General features: G+C 48.7%; 9 protein-coding genes and 1 pseudogene. 8 read left to right on the plus strand and 2 right to left on the minus strand.

Annotation, left to right across the window (positions count from 1 at the left end; genetic code table 11):
• The first annotated feature begins 202 nt into the window (after positions 1-202).
• From AC1EK4_RS11525 to AC1EK4_RS11560, 8 genes are all read left to right on the plus strand, one after another.
• A complete protein-coding gene (locus AC1EK4_RS11525; RefSeq protein WP_480358355.1) occupies positions 203-1,582 on the plus strand; it encodes a TonB-dependent receptor in 1,380 nt (459 codons plus the stop codon).
• A 118-nt stretch (positions 1,583-1,700) separates the two neighbouring features.
• Positions 1,701-3,089 (plus strand): hypothetical protein, encoded by a 1,389-nt coding sequence (locus AC1EK4_RS11530; RefSeq protein WP_480358357.1) that lies wholly within the window; start codon positions 1,701-1,703, stop codon positions 3,087-3,089.
• Positions 3,090-3,104: 15 nt separating this feature from the next.
• Positions 3,105-3,740: a DUF4903 domain-containing protein gene (locus AC1EK4_RS11535; RefSeq protein WP_480358359.1), complete on the plus strand. Its 636-nt coding sequence runs from the start codon at positions 3,105-3,107 to the stop codon at positions 3,738-3,740.
• A gap of 78 nt (positions 3,741-3,818) precedes the next feature.
• On the plus strand, positions 3,819-6,170 hold the full coding sequence (locus tag AC1EK4_RS11540) for a TonB-dependent receptor (protein ID WP_480358360.1): 2,352 nt from the start codon (positions 3,819-3,821) through the stop codon (positions 6,168-6,170).
• Positions 6,167-6,865: an HmuY family protein gene (locus AC1EK4_RS11545; protein ID WP_036899917.1), complete on the plus strand. Its 699-nt coding sequence runs from the start codon at positions 6,167-6,169 to the stop codon at positions 6,863-6,865. Before AC1EK4_RS11540 ends, AC1EK4_RS11545 begins: the two co-directional genes overlap by 4 nt.
• A gap of 7 nt (positions 6,866-6,872) precedes the next feature.
• Positions 6,873-7,748, plus strand: coding sequence for a hypothetical protein (locus AC1EK4_RS11550; RefSeq protein ID WP_480358361.1), 876 nt, complete (start codon positions 6,873-6,875; stop codon positions 7,746-7,748).
• A gap of 14 nt (positions 7,749-7,762) precedes the next feature.
• Positions 7,763-9,208, plus strand: coding sequence for a PepSY domain-containing protein (locus AC1EK4_RS11555; protein WP_480358365.1), 1,446 nt, complete (start codon positions 7,763-7,765; stop codon positions 9,206-9,208).
• Positions 9,209-9,241: 33 nt separating this feature from the next.
• Positions 9,242-9,382, plus strand: a complete 141-nt coding sequence (locus AC1EK4_RS11560; protein ID WP_480358362.1) for a hypothetical protein — start codon at positions 9,242-9,244, stop codon at positions 9,380-9,382.
• Positions 9,383-9,561: 179 nt separating this feature from the next.
• Here the strand turns inward: AC1EK4_RS11560 and AC1EK4_RS11565 are convergent, their stop codons facing one another.
• Both AC1EK4_RS11565 and AC1EK4_RS11570 read right to left on the minus strand, forming a co-directional pair.
• Entirely contained in the window at positions 9,562-10,584 is a 1,023-nt protein-coding gene (locus tag AC1EK4_RS11565) for a DUF6261 family protein (RefSeq protein ID WP_480358364.1), read from the minus strand.
• A 245-nt stretch (positions 10,585-10,829) separates the two neighbouring features.
• Positions 10,830-11,804 (minus strand): annotated as a pseudogene (locus tag AC1EK4_RS11570) (hypothetical protein); the annotation flags it as partial.

An 11,804-nucleotide genomic window follows, 5' to 3' on the forward strand; every position in this document is an offset into this window, starting at 1 on the left:
AAAGGGTCATTCTTATTTTGGCAAGGTGGGGCTAGTTATTTTAACCTTACTGGGTCTAAAATACTTGCCAGCGTGGGGCAAATTAGTGTGGCTTTTCCAGGGGCTTATAAACGAAAGATTTAGAGAATATATCCCCTTGCCAATGGTAAAAATCCCCATTTTAAGGTATTGTATGTTTTGCGAACTACGATAACTTTGCAAAATGATGAGCAAGAGACATTTTATGACATTTGTCATTCTTTTCTTGTTGAATCTCACGGCAAATTCAACAACGTTGGATATTGCTGTGAGTGATACCATTTATCCCACACACAAGCCTGATTCTTCACTCCATAAAGCGATAGAACTTGAAGAAGTCATAGTCGTCGGACAGCGCAAGCTGATGACGATGCGAAAGCATACGACATTCATCAGTACTGATTGTCTGAAAGCGAGACAAGGGGCTAATCTGGAAGAGCTGATACGGAATATCCCGGACATGGAATACAACAAGACGAGCAGGCTACTGTCGTTCAGGGGAAAGCCACTAAACGGAGCGAACATCAACGGCGAGACCTTCATGGGCAACGACATTGTCACCGCCTTGGAGAATATGCCTGCCGATGCAGTGGAATTGCTGAAGCTGTATGACATGCTCAGCGCATTGGAGAAAATGACGGGCGTAGATGAGGGCGCCGACAATTATGTGCTGGACATCAAGACCAAATCGAGCTACAACGGCAGTCTGACCGGATTGCTCACGGCAGAACACGGTAACCGCAACAGGCGCAGGGACGAGGTGCAGGGCAACCTGTTCAATGCCAACGGCGAGAATACCTCGCTGATCCTGCGTTCGGACAATCTCAGCAACATGAACGTCGGAAGAAACAATTTCCAAAACATATTGTCGGGCAATATCGTGAAGAAATTCGGCAAGAAGATGACGCTCAATGCAAGCCTCTCGCTCAACGCCTTCCACAATGAAAGCGAAAACCATAACTACGACGAGCAGTATCTTGCATCGGGAACGAAATACCAGAAATCCGTGCTGCTCTCCTCGGGCAAGAACCACAGCAATGCCGCAAACATCAGCCTGCGATATGACATCGACCCAAAGACCCTCCTAAATATCAGTGCCAATGGAAACTTCGGACAGTCGGACAACCAGACCGACAACACCATGGCCTGTATGAGCGCAATGTGGCTGCCGACACGCTATCGTTCCCACAACCTGTTGACGGACATCTGGGTAAATACCATAGACTACGACAGTGGAATCAGCGGCACGGTGGAACTGCCCCACGATGTGGAGGTATGGGGCGATGCGAACTGCCATCTGCGCCGAGGCACTTATGCAACCGCCGATGACGACCAGTGGCTGCTGAACATCGGTGTGTCGTGGCGTTTTCTCAAAAAGAAACAGGCGACACTCTCGTTCAAGTGGAATGACATTCTGAACAGACATAGCAACCTTATCCGCAATGTTACAGAATATGGTTATCACGAGAGTTTCCGACCGCAGATACATAGTTATGCCCTCGTATCGCTGCGATACCGTTTGAGCCTTACCAAAAGTAAAACAGATAAAAATTCTCACAAATAGCAAAATCCTAATAAATAAGGATTGCAAAAACAAAAATAAAATCATAAAAAATAGGTATTGTGAAATCCAAACAAGACGCCTACCTTTGCAACTCAAAACAATTAATTTATTATCGAAAATGAAAATAGTAAAGAATTTAACATTACCAGTGTTGGTATTCCTTGTGATGGGACTTGCCTCATGTAGCAGTGACGACGATGTAGTTAAGTACAGCGCGAACGCCCTAAAGAACACGGAGTTGATGAACATACTGAAGCAGAAAGGCTATCAGTTTGACAAAGACGGCAAGTTGGAACTCAACGACTTGGCGGAGAAAACCACCGCATTGGATTTAAGCGGAACCAAACTCAAAGATCTCAGCGGACTTGACATTCTGCCCAACCTGAAAGACGTAAAACTCTCCAATAACGGGTATGGACCTGTTTTCGACTTCGCCCAGCTGCCAGCACAAATTACTGGTGTAGATTTGACAGGCAACGACATTTATGACTTTGAAGGACTGGTGAATGTAAAAACGGAAGAGAATGGTGATGAAACCGTAACACAGCTGCACAAAATCACGAAATTGTACTTGCCACAGACGGCAAAGTTTAATATCAAAGACCTTGTGCGTTTCTATCGAGAGAAGAAGGCTGAGATTGAGTCTGGCAGTATAGACGTGAAGATGGAAACAGCAAAAGGCGACTTGCAGAAATACAATACCATTCGCGAGATACCTGATGAGAATATAAGGGCTAATTTCAAAAAATACTTTTCCAGCATCTTTGATGAAGACGGTATTCATATTGACATCAGCAAGCGGTTAAGCAATAAAGATAGGTCGAATAAGTGTGTATTTAATAAGTGGAATGGAGTTGCCACTGCTGAAACACTGGAAGGGGTACAATATATTGTGAACAATCCTTATTGGGATGGCAAACTTCTTACTGTAAACCTGACAAACAAAGCGAAACTCCCGTATCTGAGACCCTGTAGCGGTCTCAGGACCTTGTCATTGACAGACGTGGATGCCTCTGAAGGCATCAATTTTGAGGATGCTACAAACATGACAGGTTTCCAATGGGTAAAGGTTAGCGGTATTAGCGAAATAGATTTAAGTCATAGTACCCTGTTTGGTCAGAGAGCGATTGAGCTGGAACAGAATGGTCCCGATGGTTCCTCACTTGTTTTTGTAGAATGCCCAGATTTGAAAAAGATAGCTTTACCAGAAAAAAGCGGGTTGCGATCTTATTTGATAACATTTTCGAATATGAAGAGTATAGAGCAGGTAGATTTGTCCAAATTTAAGATGATATCTGATTTGGAACTTGGCGGTTTATCTGCGAATTGTCGTGTTACCTATCCAGAATTGACGGAATTTCATACCTACGAGAAAAAAACCTCTTTTGCGTGTACGCAAGACGTGTTTGACAGACAGGAAACAAAAGACTTTATCAAGAAGTATCTCAATGTCTTGTCCAATGATGGGTTATTCATAGATGGAGTTGAATGGTCATCACTAAATTAACAAGACATAAAAAAGATGAAACATTTCATAACAGTAAAGTGTATCCTTTGCCTCTTGGCAGTGTTCTCATTGGGTTTATCTTCCTGTAACAGTGATGACAATTTGGAACAAAAAGCCCCCGCTCTGGAATACCTAAAAGAGGCAAAAGATATTTTGTCAGGAGATATTGTCCTTTCCACAAAAGCGACAATGAACACGGTCGATAAGACCCTCCTGCCCCAAGGATGTCCTACTAAATTTAATTTCAGTTGGGAGAAGGACAGTCTTCGTCTGAGGCTCGATGGCTTTACCGTAGGCAAGATGCCATTGATTGTGTATTTCTCATGCAAATGTAAGTTTATGCAACTCAACTCTTGGGAAAAAGACACATATAAAGGGGATGGCTGGATAAAGTTTAAGGGTAAGGACGGTAGCGTTACGGGAAATCCTAAAGATGATTCTGGAGTACAGCAAGGAAGTGGCGCAGGTGTAGAAGGCTATCTGAATGTGAAAACTCATGAAATAGAATTCATTGTAGACTATAACATGATGAACGTGCGTTCCGAGTGTTTCTTGCAGACTATCGACAAGAACCGTATCAACAATTACGAAGCCGAGTTTGCCCAATACGAGAAGGAATTGGCAGCCTATAAGAAGGAACACGGATTGTAATACGTTACAAATATGGCAATAAAGGAAGTGAGGGGCTGTGAGTGCTTTCACTTCCTTTTTCAAAAATAAAAAGAAACGATGCAGAAGAAAGGATTCTTATTCTTACTCCTTTGCCTGCTTTTGGCGATAAGCGCACAGGCACAGCGCAGGGTAAGGATAACCATACTTGAAAAAGATACGCAGCAACCTTTGGTAGGGGCTACTGTGCAATATGCCACGAGCAAAGAGATGTTGGATGTTAAGAATACCATTACCGACATTGATGGCAAGGTGATATTAAGTATAGAAAAGGGAAAGGAACTATACTATAATGTCCATGCAACGGGCTTCGTCCCCGTAAAAGGAAGTGTGCCGCCACAGGAAAACAACATAAAGATTGTTATGCGCGAAGACGTGCTACACCTGAACGATGTCGTTGTAACAGGTTCACGAACAGAGCGCCCCGTAAAACTGTCGCCCATCACCACACAGGTATTGGGCGGAAAGGCACTCGTTGATGCAGGCTACAGCGACCTACAACATGCCCTGCAGCAAGAGACCCCAGGACTCAATATTCAGAAAGTGGGTTTCGGCAACGAAATCTCAATGCAGGGACTGGATGCGCGCCACGTTCTCTTTCTGCAAGACGGTGAACGAATGACGGGCGATATGGCAGGCAACCTCGACTACGAACGCTTTAACCTGCACGCCATCGACCGTGTGGAGATTGTAAAGGGTGCCAGCAGTACTCTGTATGGTAGTCGTGCTTCGGGTGCGGTCATCAATCTTATTTCTAAAAAAGCGACCAAACCATTGGATATTCAGGCAGGTATGCGCTGGGCACAGATGAACGAGCGCAACTACAAGACACCGTCTCCAAAAGATTTTCTATATATGTTTGAGAAGAACAGCGATCGCCCCAACCTGCAAGCATGGCTTTCGGCAGGAGTGAAGCACAAGGCTTTCACCTCACAAACCGACGTATGGTATAGCGAGAGCGATGCCTTTTATATGTATCAGGCGGAGAACGACAGCAAGACTTACACAAAGGAGGCAAACCCCTTTCTGCCTCATGACATCACGCTCACCAGTGTGGCGGCACGTTCGCCAATGGGCATTGAGGGAACGGAGCATATCTCGGCAGCGCAGAAGTTCTATTACGAGCCCAACAGAAACCTGTCGGTACAGGTGTATGGTTCGATGTTCTTCATGAACTCATACGACTTGATACAAGATATGACTTTCTCGCAGAGTCGCGACTTCATGGCAGGCGTTAAGGCGAAATATAATGTAAAAGACTGGTTTAGCGTAAACCTGAGCATTCACAATGATTTCTACGACCGCTTCAAACGGCACGAGCGTATAGACGAACGCAAAAAGGTTTATAAGAGCAAGATATTCGAGCCACGCCTCACGCTGACCAGTAACTATTTCAGCGGACACAGTATGATACTGGGCGTGGAGCATACCTCGGACGAGCTTACCAGCGACCGATTCGTGAATCGGAAAATGACCACGCGCGCCCTGCACGAGACGGAGTACTTCGTACAAGACGAATGGACGGCAAATGCCCATTGGATGCTCTCCACAGGCGTGCGAACCAACTTTTCAAAAGCTTTCGGATTTATGTGGATGCCCAAAATAGCGGTAAAATACTCTCCCGATGACCACTGGGCGATACGTGCCAACTACTCCATGGGTTACCGGGCACCGAGCATCAAGGAGCTTTTTTTCAATTGGGACCATTTAGGGATGTTTCAAATCAGGGGTAGCGAAGACTTGAAGCCCGAGAAGAATCATTACTTTTCGCTGGGTGCCGAGTATAGTCATAACGGATTCTTCATCAACGTAAACACCTATGGAAACTTTTTCAGAAAGAAGATTGAGGGAGTATGGCACATCTATGATATGCAGTATAACTTTGAATACACCAACCTCAGCAGTCAGCGTATGCTGGGCATTGAGGCTATCCTGAAATGGCACTTCCTCGACCGGTTTACCCTGAATGGAACATACAGCTATGTAAACGTAAGCAAGCAAAACGGCATACAGGTGAACACCACATCGCCACACGCTGCCACGGCAAGCATCGACTATGTATATAACAAGCCTAACTACCGCTTGAAAACCATCTTCAGTGCATCGCTCATGGGCGAGAAAAGCTTTGATGTGCAAGATCGTGTGTGGGTGGAAGAAGACCGCAAGAGTTACGATGCCTATTTCCGTTGCACATTGCCTACCTATGCGATTTGTAATCTGGCAGTGGTGCAGACATTCTACAACAAAGTGAAAGTTACGCTCGGAGTAGATAACATCTTCAACTATGTGCCCCACACCTTGGGATCGGGCATCACTATGTTCAATGTTCCTGCCACCAGCGGTGCAAAGGGATATGTGCAAGTGGAGTTTCTTGTTGATGACATCGTAAAATCATTAAAAAGAAAGAAATGAGAAAATACATATTCATACTTTTCGCTTTAACGACAGCATTGTCCTCGTGCGTGAGTTACGATGCGGAGGAGTTTACGGGCAAAACCCTGCCAAGAGTTACGGGATACACCACCGGCGTTACCAATGATTGGCTGTACATCAATTTGCGCACAGGAAAAATATTCAACCTTGACAAGCCCAATGGCGACATTAAAGAGGGCGAACAGCGGGAGCGTACCGACTGGGACATTGCCTTTTGCGGCTACCGTATGCGAACGAATAGCGGAACATCGGGCAATGGAAAAGGTGGAGCCGCCGACTTAGGATACGGCGGTTACGACACTTGGAAAACGGTGGCGCAATTGCCAACCAATTTACAATGGGCGGTGGACGACCATTCGGTATATATCACCATGTCGCAAAACGACTGGAACAAGTATCTCATCGCCAATAAACTCGACTTTGAACAGAATCCTTGGTTCGACCCCAATCGCGGTCCTGCATCGACACAAACCAACGCTAATCCCATATTGGCAAAAGCGATGACTTTTACTGGTCCACCGCCTGTCTATACTCCCTCGTTTCACACCTACGTGGTGCGCACTGCCGATGGACAGCGATATTTCAAACTACAGATTATCAGTTGGTACAAAGCCGATGTTGAAATAGGTGATACGGGCGGACAAATAAGTTATTATTGTGATGAACTGAAATAAGAAAAAAATGAGAACAAACAACAATCTATATATCTGGCGTACCATCGCCTCATTTTTATTGGTGCTTTTCGCCATGCCCTTGGGTCATGCGCTGATGATATTGATGGAGAAGTTCATGAACGAAGGAGCCATGCACGTTGCTGGTTTTATGATGGGCTTGGCAGGCCTCGTCATGGTAATCGTCGGCGTGTTTGTGAAGGGCGATACCCGACAGACGCTGTGGGGACTCTTCGGTGGACTGCTTTTCTGGACGGGTTGGGTGGAGTTCCTCTTCCTGTATTATGCCAGACGCTATGGCGTTCAGCCAGAGATAGAGAATGGCGTGGTGGTGACGAAGCCCGAATACCTTATCATGCCTGCCTCGTTTGGCTTGTGGATGATGGTGATGACGATGTACATCTTCAGCACCAAGAATGGTTGCGACCTGATTACATGGATACAAAAGGTATGTTTCCGAAGCAAACGCAAGGTTGTGGTGGTGCAACCCATGACACGCCACACGAGCATCGTCACGTTCATGGAATTGAACATGATGCTGTGGGGACTGTACCTGCTGCTGATGTTCTGTTACGACAAACGCTTCCTCGGCGACCACCATCCCGTTACGTTCCTCGTAGGAGTGGGATGCCTCATAGGCTCGTTCTTTATGCTGCGTCGCCAACTGCGTCTTGCCTCATGGGGTGCAAACATCCGAATGGCAATCGCTACGGTCATCGTGTTTTGGACTCCTGTCGAGATACTTGGGCGCATCAACTTCTTTAAGGAGTTTTGGGTAGAGCCTGAGAAATACGCATGGCAAATGCTTGTCATCCTCATGGCTTTTATTTTGTTGGGTGTTTATCTTTGGTTCAAAGGCAAACAACGAAAGAGAGCAGAGCAATGATGAAAGGAATTGGGATGAAGAAAACAACATGGAGACGGCAGCATAAATGGCTGGGAATAGTCTTAGCTCCATTTGTCATACTCTTTTGTCTATCGGGAATAGTACTCAATCATGCCAAGTTGTTTCAAGGCATCGATATCAGCAGGACACTGTTACCCTCAGAATATCGATATAGCCAGTGGAATCAAGGATTGTTTCGTGGTACGCAGAAATGGAGAAACAAGGTGTTGATATACGGCAACGCTGGCATTTGGGCGAAAGAGAAGGATGTGAACACGATAACCGACTTTAACCGCGGGTTGCCCAAGGGTGCCGACCTGAGAAACATTCGAGGAATGACGGTCATGCCCAATGGCTGTTTATACGCCATGAGTCAACGTCATTTGTATCGGTTGAACAACCATGGCGTATGGGAACAAGTTGATATCCTTCAGGGTAAGCACGAAAAGTTGAGCGATATTACACAGAAGGGCGACTCGCTCATCATCACGGGTCGGTCTTACGTTTATCTGTCTCGCTTTCCTTACCACGACTTCCAAAAAATCACCTTGAAGAAAACAGACAATGACAAAGGGAAAGTTTCGCTCTTCCGAACGATATGGCTTCTTCATGGAGGCGGACTGTTTGGTATGGCTGGCAAGCTCTTTGTCGATGCCGTGGGACTAATCCTCTTGTTTCTCTCCCTATCAGGCGTATATTATTCCTTTGCGCCTCGTTCCCGTTCATTGTTGGGAACACGTACGAAGCGAAGGCTGATAACATGGCACGACAAGTTGGGACGAGGTGCGATGTTCTTTCTGTTGCTGCTGACCATTACAGGCTGGATGCTACGTCCGCCTGCGCTCATAGCCATAGCCTCTGGCAAAATACCGCCCATACCTTTTTCTTCCATGGACAGCGACAACCCATGGAATGGTTGTCTGCGCTCGCTGCGGTATGATAAGGATAAAGCCGACTGGCTGTTGTGTACGTCGGACGGTTTCTATTCTCTTCGGAATTTGACCGCCACACCAGAGAAAGAAAAAGTGCAACCTCCTGTGAGCGTTATGGGCATCAATGTCGAGCAACACACTCATCAGAACACATGGCTGGTAGGTTCGTTCAGCGGCATGTATGTATGGGATAGAGCGCATCAGTCCGTTACCGACTATTTCACGCATCAAAAGGTGCAGTCTGTGAGTGGGAATCCTTTTGGAAGTCATGCCATTGCAGGATTTTCATCAGACTTGGACAATAAGGACATGGCGGTGGAGTACAAGAAGGGTACTTCATCTCTTCGCATGCCTGACAGCATGACAATGCTACCCATGTCATTACGCAACGTTTGCATAGAAGTGCACACAGGGCGAATCTTTACCTTTTTGGGCATGGCTTCTCTTTTTTACATCTTCCTCATGGGCGTGGCTTGCTTATGGTGTCTTTGGAGTGGCTGGAAGATATATAGAAGATACCCTCATTGAGTTTACATTTCATATATCATCATCGCCCACCGTATGCGCACCGTATTAGGTGCCGACCACATCGTGGTGATTGACGGCGGAACAGTCATGGAACAGGGCACGCCCGATGAACTAATGGCACACAATGGGACTTTTGCACAAATGGTAAGACTGCAACAAGAAAACAAAGCATAAAAAAACTATAAAACAACGGCTGCAAAAAAAACAGATATTCAGCAATTAAAAACAGAATGAGTATAACTTGTTTTTTGAATGATAATTGACAACAACATATTTGAAAGGGCTGACCGCATTGCTGCGATCAGCCCTTTTAAGATATCATTTTCCTTTTGGGGGAATAAAGCTGAGAGAATCTACTTGATCCGCTCCACGGCCAGTCCGCCCGGCTGGCCCGGCTGTATCTTGAAGTCGGCCTCGGTCAGCTTGCCATCCTTCACCGTGAGCCAGTAGAGTTCCTTCGGCTCGTCGGCGAGATAGACTTGGTAGGCGCGCTCCGCGCCCGTGCCTGCCGCCAGACCGGTGAACTTGACTGCCCCGGCGGTGAAGTGCGAACTCTGCTCGTACTCGGCAATCAATGTCTTGAGCTTCGCCAGCTCCTCGGCGTGCGGGTTGGGCTGTTTTCCCTTCCCTTTCGGGGAGGTGCCGGGGGAGGCTTTTCGCTGCGCAAGGGTGTGGCGGACCTCCGTCACGGCTTGGTTCTGGGCGGCGATGAAGGCGGCGGCCTCGGTCACCTCGGGGGTGACGACGGAAACGGCGAAGGCGCGGTCGGCGATGTCCTCGTACAGCTCTTCCATCTCGCGGCGCAGGGGCTTGGCGGCGCCGAGGTTGTTGGCGTTCCGTGTGAGCCGGCGCTGCTCGCCGATGGCGGCGTAGCGTTCGTTCTCCTTCTCCAGCTCGTCCAGCACGGCGGTGAGGCCGAGCTTCACCATGCTCTCGGCCATGCCGGGCTTGCGCAGGTCGATGACCATGCCTCGGATGGTGGCCGTCTCGTCGGCGTCGCGCAGGCGGGTCACGCCCTTGTAGAGGTCGGCGGGCGGCATGAGCCTGCGGGCTGCCTCGGCGCGGTCCTCAATGATGGCGTTCCGCTCGTTGCGGATGGTCTGCAGGATGTAGGCGGCGAGCTGGTCGCGGCGGCGGTCTGCCTGCTCCAGCTCCTTGGTCTCGCCGGTGGCCATGAGCCGGCGCACGATGTCCTCCAGCGTGTCGAGCCGTTTGCGCAGGGCGACACAGTCGGCGGTCACGCCCAGCTTGTCGGCCACGAGCTTCTCTCCGCTCTTCGCGCCCAGCCGTGCCAGCGTGGCGGCGACGAATGTTGCATACTCGGCATTGGTCATGTAACTTGACCTGACGTTCTCTATCTTGATATATCTACCCATGATTTCTGTTTGTTAAATGTTAATACTTAGTGTTGTCTTGCCTCGTCCGCGGGTGCGGATTGCGTTTTGCGGCGGTGTCTTGCCTCGTCCGCAGGTGCGGATTGCGTTTCGCGGCGGTGTCTTGCCTCGTCCGCAGGTGCGGATTGCGTTTCGCAGCGGTGTTTTGCCCCGTCCGCAGGTGCGGATTGCGTTTCACGGCGGTGTCTTGCCCCGTCCGTGGGCGCGGATTGCGTTTCGCGGCGTTGTTAATTTACGAAGCGCACCAAGCGCACGGCGTTGCCGTTGACTCCGTCAGTATGTTTGAATACCCCGCCGATCGTGATGTTGTAGTGGAACATTGATGTCGCATAACCGTTGGACGTGGAAGTCCAGTAGTTGAAGTGGCGGCCTATCTGGTCTATCTTGCAGGTGAGACCAGATAGGCCTGCGTTCCATCCGGGAAAGGGCAAGAAGAGGCAGCCCTCCTTGGTGACGGCTTCCATCTTGAGGATCTTGCACAGATTGCCTTCAGCCGTGTTGGCGTCGAGGGAAACGCGCTTGCCGAAAGTCCAGTATTTCGCATTGGTGAAGAGCGTCTTTGCAGTCGTCTTTGTCATTCCATCGGGGAATATCACGATTCCAGCCTGGTCCACATTTCTCTCCACGGTACCGTTGCCGTTGAGGTCGAGGAACGCAAGGGCGAAGGGAGACGTGCTGGCGTCGTCAGGAAAACTGCGAACGTCGAACAGGTACTGCCACTCGCTCAGGCTGAGGGTTACTAATGGGTCGGCGCTGTCGGCCAGCTTCGCGTAGTGGGTCCAGTCTTTTTCCGTGCCCTTGTACTCGGTGTTTGCCGTAGGCTGGAAGTAGTTGCCCGTATTCGTGTCGATGAGGGTGGGGTGTTCTGGTTTTCCGAAGAAGAACATGTCGAACACGGGGTTGTCGATGCAGGCCACGTTCCATGCGCCGTTGTTGTCCTGCGTACAGGTGTAGATGCCGAAGTAGTAGTTGGAAGTGTAGCCGGTGGGGGCTGCCATGCTCCACTGCTCGGGGGCGAGTCGGTAGTATCCCTTCAGCACGTTGTACTTGGCGGTCAGCGCTTGTGGCATGTCCTTGCCCTTGCGGTAGAGGGTGTTGGGCTTGATGTGCTTGCGCACGGAGATTGAATATACCTGCTTGGGCATCATGTACTGCAGGTTGCCGTCGGTGAAGTTGACCTTCTTGCCATCCTTGCTCACGGT

It is taken from the genome of Prevotella sp. C0026C3, from assembly GCF_056590795.1.